The sequence below is a fragment of the Paenibacillus uliginis N3/975 genome (assembly GCF_900177425.1).
GTDB classification, from domain to species: domain Bacteria; phylum Bacillota; class Bacilli; order Paenibacillales; family Paenibacillaceae; genus Paenibacillus_AQ; species Paenibacillus_AQ uliginis.
Genome location: NZ_LT840184.1, coordinates 6367657 through 6383687 on the forward strand (window position 1 = coordinate 6367657; position 16031 = coordinate 6383687).

16 protein-coding genes and 1 pseudogene are annotated in these 16031 nt (G+C 45.5%); 14 read left to right on the top strand and 3 right to left on the bottom strand.

The genetic code is table 11. The annotated features are described in order from the left end of the window. Positions 1–101: 101 nt before the first annotated feature. From yycF to B9N86_RS29595, 5 genes are read left to right on the top strand one after another with little or no spacing between them, the layout of a single operon-like run. Entirely contained in the window at positions 102–836 is a 735-nt protein-coding gene (gene yycF, locus B9N86_RS29575; protein ID WP_208916904.1) for a response regulator YycF, read from the top strand. Then, complete coding sequence (walK, locus tag B9N86_RS29580) at positions 836–2662, top strand: cell wall metabolism sensor histidine kinase WalK (protein WP_208916906.1); 1827 nt, start codon at positions 836–838, stop codon at positions 2660–2662. Before yycF ends, walK begins: the two co-directional genes overlap by 1 nt. Then, complete coding sequence (locus tag B9N86_RS29585) at positions 2659–3939, top strand: YycH family regulatory protein (RefSeq protein WP_208916908.1); 1281 nt, start codon at positions 2659–2661, stop codon at positions 3937–3939. The genes walK and B9N86_RS29585 overlap by 4 nt, the downstream gene beginning before the upstream one ends. Positions 3940–3963: 24 nt before the next feature. Continuing rightward, the gene (gene yycI / locus B9N86_RS29590) at positions 3964–4713 is read left to right on the top strand and encodes a two-component system regulatory protein YycI (RefSeq protein WP_208916910.1); all 750 of its coding nucleotides are present in this window, start codon (positions 3964–3966) and stop codon (positions 4711–4713) included. A gap of 7 nt (positions 4714–4720) precedes the next feature. Then, positions 4721–5524, top strand: coding sequence for an MBL fold metallo-hydrolase (locus tag B9N86_RS29595; RefSeq protein ID WP_208916912.1), 804 nt, complete (start codon positions 4721–4723; stop codon positions 5522–5524). 111 nt (positions 5525–5635) lie between these two features. Here the strand turns inward: B9N86_RS29595 and B9N86_RS29600 are convergent, their stop codons facing one another. Further along, entirely contained in the window at positions 5636–5821 is a 186-nt protein-coding gene (locus tag B9N86_RS29600; protein ID WP_208920958.1) for a hypothetical protein, read from the bottom strand. Between the two features lie 674 nt (positions 5822–6495). On the opposite strand from B9N86_RS29600, the gene B9N86_RS29605 reads away from it, so the two are divergent. Then, positions 6496–7866: a S1C family serine protease gene (locus B9N86_RS29605; RefSeq protein WP_208916914.1), complete on the top strand. Its 1371-nt coding sequence runs from the start codon at positions 6496–6498 to the stop codon at positions 7864–7866. 169 nt (positions 7867–8035) lie between these two features. After that, complete coding sequence (locus tag B9N86_RS29610) at positions 8036–8203, top strand: CxxH/CxxC protein (RefSeq protein ID WP_208916916.1); 168 nt, start codon at positions 8036–8038, stop codon at positions 8201–8203. Between the two features lie 146 nt (positions 8204–8349). On the opposite strand, the gene B9N86_RS29615 is transcribed toward B9N86_RS29610, so the two are convergent. Continuing rightward, complete coding sequence (locus tag B9N86_RS29615) at positions 8350–8640, bottom strand: DivIVA domain-containing protein (protein WP_208916918.1); 291 nt, start codon at positions 8638–8640, stop codon at positions 8350–8352. A gap of 175 nt (positions 8641–8815) precedes the next feature. On the opposite strand from B9N86_RS29615, the gene rlmH reads away from it, so the two are divergent. Further along, positions 8816–9295, top strand: coding sequence for a 23S rRNA (pseudouridine(1915)-N(3))-methyltransferase RlmH (gene rlmH, locus B9N86_RS29620; RefSeq protein ID WP_208920960.1), 480 nt, complete (start codon positions 8816–8818; stop codon positions 9293–9295). 318 nt (positions 9296–9613) lie between these two features. Here the strand turns inward: rlmH and B9N86_RS29630 are convergent, their stop codons facing one another. Continuing rightward, positions 9614–10411, bottom strand: coding sequence for a hypothetical protein (locus B9N86_RS29630; RefSeq protein WP_208916922.1), 798 nt, complete (start codon positions 10409–10411; stop codon positions 9614–9616). Between the two features lie 194 nt (positions 10412–10605). Between B9N86_RS29630 and B9N86_RS29635 the strand changes: the two genes are divergently transcribed. The 6 genes and pseudogenes from B9N86_RS29635 (at position 10606) to B9N86_RS29660 (ending at position 16028) form a co-directional block, all read left to right on the top strand. Then, a complete protein-coding gene (locus tag B9N86_RS29635; protein WP_208916924.1) occupies positions 10606–11253 on the top strand; it encodes a response regulator transcription factor in 648 nt (215 codons plus the stop codon). 1 nt (position 11254) lies between these two features. After that, entirely contained in the window at positions 11255–12646 is a 1392-nt protein-coding gene (locus B9N86_RS29640) for a sensor histidine kinase (RefSeq protein WP_208916929.1), read from the top strand. Positions 12647–12748: 102 nt separating this feature from the next. Next, a pseudogene (locus tag B9N86_RS29645) lies at positions 12749–13009 on the top strand (suppressor of fused domain protein); the annotation flags it as partial. Positions 13010–13302: 293 nt separating this feature from the next. Continuing rightward, complete coding sequence (locus B9N86_RS29650; protein ID WP_208916933.1) at positions 13303–13986, top strand: response regulator transcription factor; 684 nt, start codon at positions 13303–13305, stop codon at positions 13984–13986. Further along, positions 13987–14988: a sensor histidine kinase gene (locus B9N86_RS29655; protein WP_208916935.1), complete on the top strand. Its 1002-nt coding sequence runs from the start codon at positions 13987–13989 to the stop codon at positions 14986–14988. A 101-nt stretch (positions 14989–15089) separates the two neighbouring features. Continuing rightward, positions 15090–16028, top strand: a complete 939-nt coding sequence (locus tag B9N86_RS29660; protein ID WP_208916937.1) for a VanZ family protein — start codon at positions 15090–15092, stop codon at positions 16026–16028. Positions 16029–16031: the final 3 nt, after the last annotated feature.

A 16031-nucleotide genomic window follows, 5' to 3' on the forward strand; every position in this document is an offset into this window, starting at 1 on the left:
TTTCGGGAGTCTATTGCGACGCTAGGCAGATGTGCCGGAACGCTAGGTATGATAAAATAGAACGAAGATCGTTCAAGTGAAGGTATGAGGTGAGAAGTTATATGCAGGGAACCATTCTGGTGGTGGATGACGAACAGCCCATCGCCGATATTTTGAAGTTTAATCTTGAAAAAGAGGGCTATGAGGTTATTTGCGCATTTGACGGAATCAGTGCCGTAGAACTTGCGCTCTCGAAGCGTCCTGACCTGATGCTGCTCGATCTGATGCTGCCAGGTAAAGACGGAATGGACGTGTGCCGTGAGGTACGTGCCGCGAACTTGCATATCCCGATCATCATGCTGACTGCGAAGGATGGAGAGATCGATAAAGTACTGGGTCTTGAGCTCGGTGCAGACGATTATGTAACCAAGCCGTTCAGCACGCGTGAGCTGTTGGCGCGGGTCAAAGCGCAAATGCGGCGTCAGCACAAGAGTGACAGTCTGGCGGATGCGAGCGGGTCCGCAGATGCAGAAGCCAAGCAGGGGCTTCGTTTGTTTGAGCTGTTTATTGATACAGACATGTATATGGTATATAAAAGCGGGGAAGCGCTCGATCTGACGCACCGCGAATATGAGCTCGTCTATTATTTGGCCAAAAATGCCGGCAAGGTGATGACTCGTGAGCATCTGCTGCAGGCGGTATGGGGCTTTGAATACTTCGGAGATGTACGCACGGTCGATGTGACGATTCGCCGGCTGCGAGAGAAGATCGAAGAGAATCCGAGTAAGCCGGAGTATATTTTGACCCGGCGAGGGCTTGGCTATTTGATGCGAAGTTCCAAAAACGGAGGCTTGTAATGAAGTGGCTGTCCTTCTTTCGGACAATTCAGGCGAAGGTCATCATCATTTATGTGCTGCTGATTCTCATCGCCATGCAGCTGATTGGCGTCTATTTTGTGAGTGCCATGAAGAACTCGTTAACGAGTAATTTTACGACAGATTTACAGGGGCGTGCGGAGCTGATGTCGGTGCTTGCGGCCAAGACGCTGGCTGGCGAAGTGGACTCGGATGAGGACCGGAATGAGAGCCTACAAGTCATGGTCAACAATCTGTTCAACATGAACGGGGCTGAGATTCAGGTTCTGGATGCTACGGGCAAGGTACTGATAACGTCAATGCTGTCGCACTCAGACTATGTAAACAAAAAAAACACACAGACGGTCGTCAGCCGGGCGCTTCAGGGCATTGTCGATAACGAGGAATATATTATTGACGACGATGGAACTCGCAAAAAAGTGGTAGCAAAGCCTGTCATCCATAACGATAAAATTGTCGGTGCCATCTATATCGTAGCAAGTATGAGTGAGCTGTATGCGACCATGGAGCGGATTAACAGCATATTTATTTCAGGTATCTTGTTGGCTCTTGGTCTGACCGCGGTACTCGGGGTCATTTTGTCCCATACGATTACCCATCCGATCAAGGAATTGACCCGCCATGCAAGGGCGGTAGCAGAAGGTCGATTTACAGAGAAGGCGCCGGTATTCGGAAGCGATGAGATTGGCCAGCTGAGCCAAACGTTCAATTACATGACTAGCCGACTGCGTGAGGCTTTGTCGCAGAATGAAGAAGAGAAGGAAAAGCTCGCATCCATTCTCACTAACATGAGTGACGGAGTTATTGCGACGGACGAAGCAGGGCGGGTTATCTTGATGAACCGCCGTGCTGGGCAGATGCTTGGCGTGGAAGGGGAGGAACTGGCAGGCCGGGAAATTGTCTCACTGCTTGGATTGGAGGAGTTGGAAGCCGAGTCTCTGGTTCGCGGTGGCAGCGATTCGAAGCTGCTGGATATTACACCTCGCGAAGGCGGGCAGCCATTCATGATGCGAGTAACGTTTACGCCCATTCATCGGCGGGAGATTGGCATCACTGGTACGATTGCCGTACTGCAAGACGTTACGGAGCAGGAGAAGCTGGAGGCCTCACGTCGGGAATTCGTAGCGAACGTGTCGCATGAACTCCGGACGCCGCTGACAACGATCAAGAGTTACACCGAGGCACTGGAAGATGGAGCGCTGGAAGACAAGCAGCTGGCGCCACGTTTTGTCGGTGTCATCCAAAATGAGACAGGCCGGATGATCCGACTGGTCACCGATCTGCTTCATCTGTCGCGCTTCGACTCCAAGGAAGCTGCGATGCGCAAACAGCCGGTGGACATTGTGGAGATGCTCGAGGATGTAGAGGACCGGTTCTCTTTTCAAATGCAGCAGAAAAATGTGCATACAGTCATTGATGCGAGACCGGCTGTATCCGTCGCCATGCTTGACCGGGACGGAATCGACCAGGTGCTCGACAATCTAATTTCGAACGCACTTAAATATACGCCAGACGGCGGCACAATTACGATGGAGGCTGATGTGACAGAGGACGGTATGTTGTCTCTGTCTGTAGCAGATACCGGAATTGGCATACCGAAAAAGGATCTGGACCGGATATTCGAAAGGTTTTACCGAGTGGATAAGGCCCGAACCCGGTATATGGGCGGCACTGGACTCGGTTTGTCCATTGCCCGGGAAATTGTAAGGGTACATGGTGGGTCTATATATTTACAGTCAGAGCTCGAAAAAGGCACGAAGGTAACCTTCACGCTGCCTCTGAATGAGGAAGGGAGGGAGACAACGTGAAGGAACGATTAAAAACCGCGCTGCTGCTTGTGTTAGTACTGAGTAGTCTGGTACAAAGTTATTTTCTTATTTACCGTCTCCCTGGCAGCGGCTCTGTTGTGAAGTCCGAGAATTCTTACATCAAGACGGAAGATATGGGGCCGGAAGCAAAGGCGGAGAATCTGATTTATCCGAAAAAAATGATTATTCATCTTGGTGAGGATAAGCATACGGTATTCTATCCTGGTCAAATGTTCTATGATCTTGTCAATAACCGGCTGAAGGGCCGGACGTTCGAAAGTTTTCAGCGCCGGACGTTGAACAATATGGACTGGTCCAAGCTTCGTGCCAGCAGTAAGGGCATTGAACTGAGCTTTGGTTCCGGTATACCGGTGACACTTCTTCAAAAAGTGATGCAGATTACGCCAGACTCACTGTTCGAAGGGGAAAGCATCCACAAAATGTGGTTGTACAGCATAGAAGGAGAACCTAAGGTGCATGCGCTGTTCTTCAGCACGGAGGGGGATGTCGTCTACGAGGCCGCCCAAGCTGACTTGACGGTACAAGACATTCATCAGCTTGTCGATTTCGGATTGGACTGGGTCCCGTACACCATGCAGGAAGGAACATCGTTCTATATGCCGGAGGAACCGTTTGATATGGTAAGTCTGGAGATGCCAATCGGGATGTACACGGTGGAGCAGATGCAGCGGAGCTTATTTTTTGATCCGAGCATTACACGGAATATCCGGGAGCGGGACGGTTCTGAAATTTATACGGACAGCAAACGCAGCTTGCAGGTCGATCAAGGGCAGAACTGGATGAGTTACACAGATCCGGCTGCGCCGCCATCGGGTGAAAGCAGCCCCGGCAAGGATGTGCTGTCAGCGATTGATTTTGTGAACCAGCATGGTGGTTGGAACGGCAGCTACCGGTTAAGCCAATCCGAGGATAACGAAGACCGGACGTTGGTAGAGTTCCAACAGTATCACCGGGGTTATCCGATTCTGAATACACTTGGTTTCAATTACGGTATCATGAAGCTGGAGCTGCAGAAGGGCACGGTAACCTCTTATGAGCGTTCACTGCTGTACGTAAAAACAGAAGAACAGAAGAAAAAAATCGTGAAGCTGCCTGCAGGAGATGAGCTGCGGGAGAAGCTGGACAAGCTGCCTGATAGCATGAAGATTGTGGATCTGGAACCGGCCTATTTGCCGTTCGTAAACGAGAATGGATTGCGGCTTAAGCCGGTATGGGCCGTTCAGCTTCTGAACGGAAGTATGCAGGTGCTGGAATAGATAAAACGTGAAGGAGGGAAGTACATGGATTGGGGACGGGCCAAAAATGTGTTAATCTATGCGTTTTTGCTGCTGAATCTGGTGCTGGGTTACCAGTTGTGGATCGACTATCGGGAGCAGATAGGCTCCAGTCTGGACTTCACCTCCTTGTCTGAAAGTACGCAGAGGGTTATGGAAGAGAATCGGATTCAGGTACTGAGCCCGATTCCGCCGGAGACACCGCAGCTGCCGAAGATCGCTTATACGTATAGTGTCGGGGCGCAAGGCAAGCCGGTCAAGCTGAACCAGCCGGTTGACACCAAGCTGATCTATTCGGATCAAAAGGAGCTGCAGACCGCACTGGCCGGACAAATTCCGAACCTGAACCAGTTCCGTCATGATCCGCTGTCAGATAAAGAAAACGCCTTTGTGTTCCGTCCGCTGGTAAACGGGGAATGGCCGTTGTTTAATGTCGAGTTGGAGCTGTTCTATGAGAGTCAAAAGATAGAGTATTACCGTAAGCCGGTGCTAGAAATTCAATCCACTAGCGAAGTGGAGGAACAAAAGGTATTGTCTGCATCCAAGGCACTTGGAACGATTATTGAACGGAATTTCATTCCGCCGAAGTCGGTGGTCAAGGATATACAGCTCGGTTATTATGGGCAGATGTTTAACACAGATGTGGAGCTGGCGGCACCGGCATGGCGGTTTACGCTGGATAATGGAGAAATGATATACGTTCAGGGGATTAGTGGAGATGTGTTCACACCCAAGACGGATAAAATAAAGGAGTAACGGACCTATGGGGATATCTTTTACCGTGCTGTCGAGCGGCTCGACGGGCAACGCAACAGTTGTCCGTAACGGGGATACGACACTTCTAATTGATGCCGGGCTGAGTGCGCGGCGGATTGACGAACTGTTGAAGGAACGGGACATGTCCGGGGAAGAAATTGACGGGATTCTGGTCACACACGAGCATTCCGATCATATTAAAGGACTTGGAGCGGTAGCACGTAAGTACAATCTGCCGATTTACGCCAATGAGAAGACATGGGAAGCGATAAACCGGTCTGTCGGCAAAATTGCAGACGAGAATCGGATTGTACTGGATAGCCATGAGGTGAAGGATTTCGGGACGCTACGTGTGGAGCCTTTTGAAATCTCCCATGACGCAGCCGCGCCAGTGGGTTATTGTTTCTATGACGGAGACGAGAAGCTGGGTGTAGCGACAGATCTCGGTTATGTGAGCGACAAGGTGAAAAAAGCGATTGAAGGCTCGGATGTGTTGGTCCTTGAGGCTAATCACGACATTGAGATGCTACGTATGGGACGGTATCCGTGGAACACCAAACGCCGGATTCTCGGCGACATGGGTCACTTATCAAATGTGTCGGCCGGTGATGCCCTCAGCGAGCTGCTGACTGGAGATACCAAGCGTGCATATTTGGCCCACCTCAGTCGGGATCACAACATGATGGATTTGGCCAAAATGACGGTGCGCGATACGATGGAAGATAACGGATGCTTTTTCAAAGACAGCGAATTTAAATTGTGTGACACCTACTATGACCGCTCTACTCCTTGGGACAGGCTGAAAGATTAGGCAGGGGATATCCTGTGCAGGCCTGGCGTTCATATATATTGCAAAACAACCTCAGCCTGAACACGGTCTGTCTTCGTTTACGAAGATCAAAACACGTTCATGTGCGTTAATCTATACGCTTGGATACGATGGATGCGACATGAATTGATTCAACTCTTCGGCTTTGTGCTCTACCTCTTCGCGGGTCAGGAGGCCTTTGTCGATCAGTAATTCGATGATCGTGCTTAGGGCGAGGGTATTGCGGTAATGCTCGTCCATTAAATCCCCTAGTTTTGCTGCCATATGTACGATGTCCATAGCCGTACCTGGGCTATAACGTTCCACGATTTATTCCTCCTTTTATGAATCATGCGGAAGCATAATAAGTCCATTTGCAGGATCATACTTCAGCTTCTCCAACCACCTTAATTTTCCTTTTAATTTACCCATAATAGATGACTTGAACCCCCGTCATTATGTTACAATGAACGAAGGACGCGGGTCACAATCTATGAATCTGGCAGTCTCTCATTCGCCATTCATAGAGGCTTGTTTCTATTGTAGTCCCTATTGTGGAAAATCATTCTCGTTTTTCGCAAAAAAATTGTTTTTTTCAAGAGATAAGAAAGAATAAACATCGGATTAGAGTGCATCCTTCTTATGCATATTGATCAAATTAGGCGTTTATAGTACTTGGCATGGTGGTATAAATAGGTATGGAATTTTTAGATTTTTAAATAATTATGGGTGATAAGGTGCTTAACTCACCGTTAAGTGCAACTTTTTTGGTTACATAAGTGTTTATAACTATATAGGGTGTTTACAATTGAACCTCGGTTATGGCCTTGGGCCATGGTGGGACCTGGAGAGTGGATTAATGGGTCCCGAAGGTGAGGGTTGTTATATGGGCAAGATGATCAGTCGGAAATAACGAGAGTTCTCGAGCTGCAATGGTGTCTTGGCGTGTAACGACAAAGGGGAGAGGGATCGCAATGGGATTGTTTAAAGATGATTTTTATTCGACGAAAGTATCCAGACGCAGTAAAAAGACGAGCGAGGACCGTCCTGGGCGGGTCAAGTGGCGTTCAAGCCGCCGGCGTAGAAGTCTGTCTACTTTTCAGATCTCAGCGATCAGTTCGGTGTGCAGTGCGCTAATCGCCGTTCTTTTGTTCAGTCTGCTGACGGGACATCCGTCCACTTCGTCGAGAATAGCAATAATGAATGGCCAGCCGATTGCACAGACTGAGGGCGATCCGTATGAGCGGCTGGTGAATGCGGCAGCGAAGGTTCGCCCTGCGGTCGTTAGTGTCGTTACTCATAAGGATCCGAAGCCAATCACTTCGGAAGAGCAAGATAGCAGTGAGTTGGAAGAAGGCATCATCCCTGAAGAAGGTGACATGCCGGAAGAACTGCCTGAGGATTTCGATTTAGGCGAAGATTTTGACTTTGACTTTGGTGATGACTTCGGCGGCGGTTTGGATGAATCGAAATTGGGATCTGGCGTTATTTTCAAAAAAATTGAGGGTAAGGCTTACGTCATTACGAATAACCACGTCATTGAAGGTGCCGATTCGCTTGAAGTGGTAACCGTGAAAGGGGATACCAAAGAAGCAACGCTTGTCGGAACAGACCGCGTTAGCGATCTTGCTGTATTGTCGATCGACAGCAAAGGTATTGGTGAAGTAGCAGAGCTTGGTGACTCCTCCAAGCTGCGTCTGGGTGAGATGGTCTTTGCGATTGGTAATCCACTTGGTCTTGGCGATACGCTGACATCGGGAATTATCAGCTATACAAACCGGGTTATCCCCGTATCGCTGAACCAGGATGGTGTGTTCGACTGGGAGGCCGAGGTAATCCAGACGGATGCGGCGATTAATGAAGGCAACAGCGGCGGCGCACTGGTAGATCTAAACGGTAAAGTGATCGGGATTAACACGATGAAGATTGCCGATAAGGGCGTAGAGGGGCTTGGCTTTGCGATTCCTACCAACGATGTGACTGAAATCGTGAAGGAACTGATGTTGAACGGGAAGATCGCGCGTCCTTATCTTGGCGTGTATACCATAGACCTTAGCAATCCTTATGTTCCGATGAGCAAGCAGGAAATGAAGGATCTGAAGCTGCCGAAGACGGTCACGGAAGGTGTTATTGTGCTCGATGCTCTGGGACCGGCAAAGGAAGCGGGCCTCAAGCTGAATGACGTCATTACGAAGTTCAACGGCAAGCCGATTCATACAACGCTGGATTTGCGTAAATTCCTCTATAAGCAAACGAAGATCGGCGACGATCTGAACGTGACTTTTTATCGCGGCGGGAAGGAACAGAGCTTGAAGGTGCCACTGGAAGAGAAGCCAGGGGAATAAAAGGAAGGGTGCACAGGGAAAATGCAGGAATCCTGCGGATTCTTGGCTGTTTCGACAAAAGCATTTCTTTTTTTCACGTAGTGTGGTAGAACAGAATAGTGGCCATACTTTTAAGATCAGAGGACATGGTGCATAACAGGATGCGAAAGACAGAAAGGATGCTTATTAAATGTACGTCGTATGCAAGGAACATGTGGAGCTAGCGATCGAGAATTTCGTGGATGAATATGAGGATGCCCCGGATATTGTCGATTTGAAGGAGACGGAGTTCTCGGACTGGGACCCACCGGTGAAGTGCGCGGAGTGCGAGAAGCATGCGGAATATTTGATTGTGTGAGAATATTTTATTATTGAATAGATGAAACGGATGAGGAAGCGTGATGATTTCACGCTCAAGAAAAGAGTCACTCAGTGAAGAGTGACTCTTTTTCTATCCATAGAGCCAGCTGAACAATGTTAGCGACTCTCGATCTATTACTTAGGCTACAGCCTAGATTTAATATAGGATAGCTCTCTTTCTAAAAGCGTAACCCTGTAGTTTAGCTGCTCCACATTAGCGGTACCTGTACTTGCACGACCGGATAGGGCTTGGGTTAACTCGTCGACCTGTGCTTGTAATGACGTAATAGTTGTAATAAAAATATCATAATCATTGATTATAGTATCGAGGTACTCGTTGACTTCATCCATTTCATAGCCTTTTACGAATGTACCTACTACTCGAAATTCTTTCTCATTTATCTCGATCGGGCTTAGAGATATATTGTCCAACATCGAATCAACTCCATTCCATTACTTGTTTCACTTAATCCTAGTTCATCATCCTTGTAAGTATTTGTCAATGGCTTTGTTATGTCCATCCGCACGGAGATGGGCTTAGAAGATAGACTCGGTGAAAAATTATGTTAGAATGAACGTCATAACAGCAGAGTTAAGGAGCGGTAGCGCTATGAATATACAGATTGTAAGTGTTGGCAAGTTGAAGGAGAAGTATCTGGTGCAGGGTATCCAGGAATACGCAAAGCGTCTCGGGCCGTACGTGAAGTTCCAGATGCTTGAGGTGCCGGATGAGAAGGCGCCCGAGAATATGAGTGAGGCGGAGATGCGCCAAGTGCAGGAGCGGGAGGGTGCGGGCATTCTTAGCCACATTAAGCAGGACACCCACGTCATCGCCCTGGCCATCGGCGGCCAGTTGTGGTCCAGCGAGGACCTGGCTGCACATATCAATAAGCTTGGCACCTATGGGACAAGCACCATCGCTTTTGTGATCGGCGGCTCTAACGGGCTGTCTGAGGAAGTATTGAAGCGAGCCCAGACCAAGCTGAGCTTCGGGCGAATGACGCTGCCGCACCAGCTGATGCGGCTGGTGCTGGTGGAGCAAATCTACCGTGCGGTTAAGATTAATCGGGGGGAACCGTACCATAAATAGGGCGAAAAATTATTTCTGGGCAAAGTTCTCGCTTTGGTGGTTCGGGATTTTTCTTCTTCCCAATCAAAATAAGCTGACATCGATATTTGTCGATGTCAGCCCCATTGTACGTGGCTCTATTGCGGCTTCAGCTATTTCTCGCATCCGTCAAAAATGGATTGAATCTCTTCTAGGCTAACGTCTTCTACTTGAGAGGTTATCAACCATACACTCCCAAATGGATCAACCACTCTTCCCACTCGTTCCCCGCATGCCATGGTTGTTGCGTGGCGATTTTTCATTTTAGATTCAGATCAGAGGCCTGAGTAGTTACCCATATTATTTATTTTCCGTTTTTAAAACCCAATAGTCTCTCAGTTGAGTAAGATCTTCAGAGAGTGCAAAACGATAGAGTTTATTAGAGTCAGTTGTGACATCAAAGGTATGATCAACTACTGCGAATGCATCAGCAGATATATACTGATAGGTTATGGATTTAATTGGTTCAGCGATATAGCCTTTTTTGGTGATGAAATTTTCGACTTTTGCATATGCGTCATCAAGAGTAAATTCTTTAATTCCCGTATCGAGTCGTTCAGATATCAGTTTATCCGTTGAAGGTGTATCAATCTCAATATCTAGGTTAGGACCACCCGTGCATTTGATGCGAATGAGTTCACCTGTACCTCCATCGATCTCAACTAACAAACGATAAGAGGATGTAATGCCTACCTGAGCCCACCACTGAGAACGATTTTTACTACTTTCAGGAGAATAAGACATTTCAAGCGTTTGATTATCAAGTTTTTCGCCAAAAAATTTAAATATTTCTTGGGCGGCTATTTCAGCAGCTTCTTGTAAAGATAAATCTTTTGAACTAGGTGCTTTACTTAGAGTATGAGGGGAATAGATCGCCTGATAATTAGCTTTTACATAGCCAGTAGGGATTTGTTCATTCACTATGTAGGAAGGTTTAGAGATATTGTAAGTAGTAGGGACCTTGTCTTTAGTTCCTAGTTCACTAGCAACTGCGACTTGTGTGAGTATCAGGGAAGAGACCCCTATGAAAGTAATGAGTTTAAAACCTTTAAAACTGTTTTTTACAACATTTCTTGAATGTAATGATTTTCGAGACATTTTGTTGTCCTCCTTATTATTTGTAGTTGATGACAATGCAAGAATAATAAAAAGATATATAGGTTGTATCATAAAGTTATTATAGAGTTGTAAAAAAAAGAATATTATCAATATTTGAGTATTCATGCGAGATAATAAGGTGTATTTTAGAAAAGAATAGTACATCTAGTGGTTTAATATGATGGGGTGAAAACATGGCAGATATCCTAGTAGTAGAAGATGAAAAGGCAATTAATGAATTAATAAGGAGAAACCTAAGTTTGGTAGGGCATACCTGCGATTTGGCTATGGATGGTGAGACAGCCGTAGAAATAATCAAAAATAAAAGTTTTGATTTAATTATATTAGACATTATGTTACCTGAAATGGATGGATTTGAGGTATTGGAACAAGCAAAAGATATGCCTACTATTCTTTTAACGGCTAGAAGAAGCGTAGAGGATCGGGTAAAGGGGCTTGTCATGGGTGCAGATGATTATCTGACAAAACCCTTTGAAATGTTAGAGCTGTTGGCAAGAGTAGAAGCGATATTAAGACGAACCAAGAAGGATGAAGATACATTTGCAATAGATGATGTCAGGGTTGAATTACATAGTAGAAGGCTTTTTTTGAAGGATAATGCAGTTGAATGTACACCTAAGGAATTTGAGCTATTAGAGGTACTTATAAAAAATAGAAATATTGCTTTATCTAGAGAGAAGATTTTAGAGTTGGTATGGGGATATGAATATATGGGAGAAACAAGGACGGTAGATGTTCATATTCAGAAGCTAAGAAAAAAGTTGGGGTTGGAGAAAAGAATTGTAACCGTGTATAAGCTAGGTTATCGGCTAGAGGTGTAGGATGAAAAATAAAACCTACATATGGACACTGGTATTATTTTTACTGATTATTAATGTTGGGATTATGATGTTTAGTATTGTGAATACAAAACATAACCTTTCAGGCCTGAAGGGGAGCTATCTAAGAGAGCAAAATTTTTTAGTGAATAGTATGACGAAAGACATCGTGGCTATGAAAAATAAAGGCTATGAAACAGACACTGCTATTGCTCATTCTTATGATTCGTATGCGATGCAATATGAAGTTCAAAGAATTTATTTGCAGATGTATAAAGATAAAGCGAGGATATATTCCAGTTTACCTATAGAAGTAACATTAAGTGATAAAGAAATGCATGAAGAAAAAGAAACAACAGAGATAACTGTTGTGACACTAAATGGAAGTAAATACATGCAAATATCTGGGTACTTACCAGAGCCGTATAGCCAATATGCATTAGTCTATTATGCAGACATAACAGATACAGTAAATGAGTGGCAAAAGATGAATAACTCATTATTTATTACAGGTATCATATTTTCAGGAGTTTTAAGTATATGCTTGTATATTTTATTAGAATATCTTTTTGAACCACTTGAAAGAATTTCATCTATTTCAAATCAGATTGCCAATGGTGAATACAAAGAAAAGCTAGAGATTAGGGGTGGCGAAGAAATAGCAAAGGTTGTACAAAGTTTTAATACGATGGCGGATAAAATTCAGTTCCAGATGGAAGAGCTTGAGAATCATGCGAGAGAAAAGCAGAGATTGATCGATGATTTGGCACATGAATTAAGAACTCCATTAACTGCAATCTATGGATATGCTGAATATATGCAGAAGACGCATTTAAGTGAGGAAGATAAGTATGCTGCAACCGATTATATTTTATCAGAGAGTAAAAGGTTGAAAAATATTTCGGAAAGTTTATTGGAACTGGTCATCATACGAGAAGAAAAAGAAATAGAAATGGTACAAATTGAAATAGAGCAGTTGTTTACAAAAATTCATCAAACCGAAAATATTAAGCTCAAGGAAAAAGGAATAGAGTTCGTATATTACAACGAGTTGAAGAAGATAGAGGGAAATGAAGATTTAATAGAAAGTATGGTTTTGAACTTAGTAGACAATGCAATAAACGCATGCAGCACAGAAGGTAAAATTACGATGCGAGCTTATGTTGAACAAGAGAAGAAAATTATTGAAGTCGAAGATAACGGAAAGGGAATGACAGAGAAGCAGCTCCTTCAGGTGACAGAAGCATTTTATAGAATAGATAAGGCAAGGAGTAGAAAAGAAGGAGGGACTGGATTGGGACTCGCATTATGTGCGCAGATTGCTAAGAAGCATCATGCAGAGTTATCTTTTTCTTCAATACCTAATGAGAAAACAGTTGTAAAGGTAACTTTTTAAGAATGTTAACTTAAAAGATGCTAAGAACCTTACTTTAGGAAGAGCTAGCCCTGACAAGCGCCTAATCCAAAAGGATGATCATTAGAGGTAGAATATATGGACGAAGACGAGGAGGAGCCTCCGGCTTGGGCACTGAACTTGCTCCAGAACCTGGGGAGATATGTATTTAGCAGTGGGCATGTGTTCGCTTCCGGTGATCATATGGATGCCAATGGTCCAATCTGGCTTGGGTCCGACACAAAGCTGACCGCGCTTGCTTATATAGATGATCCGCAGCTTCCTGCCGTAGATACACCGACCGGGCGAGTTGAATTTGTGCAAATGGTCGGCATTACCGCGGATGAACTGGAGACGATGAAAACCTGAAGTACGCTAGGAATGCTATCCAATTTGATACGGCAGGGACGGATAGTTACGAAAGGTGAATGAACTGGTTCCTTTTGAAAATTGCAAGGGAAATTCCCAAAGTGAGTCTAAGGGTATCATCCGACGATTATGAGGAGGACGTGCTAGCAACGCACTGGTGACTATGAAAGGGCGCTCAATCGGGTGCCTTTTTCATTTCGCCCTATAGATGATAAGCTGAACCGTACCATAAGTAGGTCGGAATTTTTTTTGAATAATAAATTTAATCCAATCGTAAGGATGATCTGCATATGAAAATTTTATTAGTCGAAGATGATAAGACGATCGCATCGGGTCTGGAATATTCGCTGCAGCAAGATGGTTTTCCAACCGTTCTCTGCCATGATGTCGCCTCAGCCAAAAAGGTGCTCGCCGAAGACATCGATCAGTTCGCTTTATGCTTGTTCGATTTACAGCTTCCGGACGGAAGCGGCTATGAATTGTGTAAGATGGTGAAAGAGCGGCGAGACATTCCGGTCATCTTCTTAACGGTAATCGACGATGAGGTCAATGTCGTTATGGGGCTTGACATGGGAGCCGACGATTATATTACAAAACCTTTTCGAGTTCGTGAGCTGCTCTCCCGGATCAAGTCCGTCTTGCGGAGATACCAGAAGCCGTCCCACACCAGAGCGATCATAGACATCGACAATGTCCGAATCAATACGCTGGAAGGCAAAGTACATAAAAACGGCGCCGAAATTTCATTGACCGCCTTAGAGTATCGCTTATTGCTGATCTTCGGCAGCCACATTGGACAGGTTCTCACAAGGAATCAGCTTCTAGAGCAAATCTGGGACGTGGCTGGCGACTTCGTGAACGACAATACGTTAACGGTTTATATCAAAAGGCTGAGGGAAAAGCTGGAGGATGATCCAGGGCATCCGACATTGATCAAAACGGTACGCGGTTTAGGCTATAAGGTCGGTGATTAGATGCTGCGGAATCGAGAAATTCAGATTTTATTGCTCATCATGGGCTCGGTCAGCTTAACGGCGATCGTTGCCGCTGCTTTCATTTCGTCTGTCGCGACGGCGTTCGTTACCATTCTATCCATTCTGCTTATTGGCTGCAGTTTATTATTCACGAGATGGAGATATCGCGAGCTTGCGAATCTGTCCGTCTATTTGCGGGAAATTAGCAACGGCAATGATTCCCTTGACGTTCGCGATAATCAAGAAGGCGAGCTTAGCATTTTAAAGAATGATATTTACAAAGTGACGCTCATGCTATCGGAGCACCGGTCGCTATTGCAGCGGGACAAAATTCAACTGACGGATGCCATCTCCGATATTTCGCATCAGCTCAAAACGCCGCTCACCTCCATGACAGTCATGGCGGATCTGCTAAGCGCCCCTGACCTGCCTCCGGCCAAAAGAACGGAGTTCACCCACCATATTCGCATCCAGCTTGAACGCATCGATTGGCTTGTTTCTTCCCTTTTAAAGCTATCGAAAATGGACGCGAAGACCATCCAATTCAAAAAAGATCGAATACCTATGAAAAACCTAATCCAAAAGGCATTAGAGCCGGTTATGATTCCGATGGATATTAAGGGACAGACGGTTTCCATCGCGGGGGATGACAACGTCTCTTTTGTCGGCGATTTCAATTGGACTGCTGAAGCGGTTATCAATATTTTGAAAAACGGAGTGGAGCATACGCCTGAAGGCGGTGAGATCGCCATCACATTCTTCGAAAATGCATTATTTACGGAAATCGTCATTGCCGACAACGGAAAAGGCATTCCGAAAGAAGATTTGCCTTATATTTTCAAACGTTTCTACAAAGGAAAGAATGCTAGCGAAGGGAGCATCGGCATAGGGCTTGCGATGGCTCACAGCATCATTGCCAGCCAGAACGGCGTGATCGATGTGACGAGCGACAGCGGGAAGGGTACGCAGTTCCGGATTAAATTTTATAAGCAGGTGATTTAGCGGCACCCCGTAAGTGACTGAATTGTCACCTCCATCGTCACTTGATAGTCATTTTGGACAGATAAAATGATATTCATCAGATGAACGATGGAGGTAAGACAATGCATTTGAAGCAACACCGTAAGATTATTTTTGCCCTCACGATAGGCTACACCCTTTTTATTCTTTATTTTTTGTTCTTCGCTTTCGGCAGAGTAGGTAAAGTAGATCACAACAACGAGTATACCTTTATTTTTTTACCGGACGATTTTTTTCGGGTGCCAGGCCTATCCGATCTTCTGCATCCTACGTTGATGGATTTTGTGGGTTTTGGGAACATCGCAGCCTTCATTCCTTTTGGCATCTTGATCCCGTTGTTATATCGAACCAACTTTGTTCGCTTTATGACTTTGTTCATCCTATCTATTCTCGTGCTGGAGACCATACAGGCACTAACCTTGCTCGGCAGCTTCGACATGAACGACGTCATCCAGAACGCATCGGGCGCAGCCATCGGGTTCGGGGCGTACAAACTTGGCTTTCGTACCCAAAGTATCTGGAGAAATATTGCTGTTACGGGCATTTCCGGCATTGTCTTGATGCTGGGGGTTTGGGGTGTCTTCGGGATGGTTGACCAAGCGTTCACCAAAGAAATGGGCCCCTTTGTAGCGATAAACGAATGGAAGGATAGTACCGGGAATCCATCAACGGGAACCAAACCGAATAGTCTTAAGATTGGCGGTCAAGACGTGGAACCCCAATATAATGTGTACAGCATCGAAGGCAAAAACAAGGAAACGTACACGTATACGTTTGGCAATAAGAAGGAGTTGTATTTCTACTTGAATTATGGAATTCCCGATCAGAAGGATTTCCAGGGCAGCATCAGGCTTACCATCGATGGACATGAGTACCTGTCCGTATTTGCGGAAGATCAACGCCATGAGCCGGATATGACCTCCATTTTTCTCCCACAGGCAAATGAGCTTACGATAACCATTGAGGGGAATGAAACCCTATGGGATGTTGGATTTAGAGAGATGGTATATATCTGGAATTGAGCA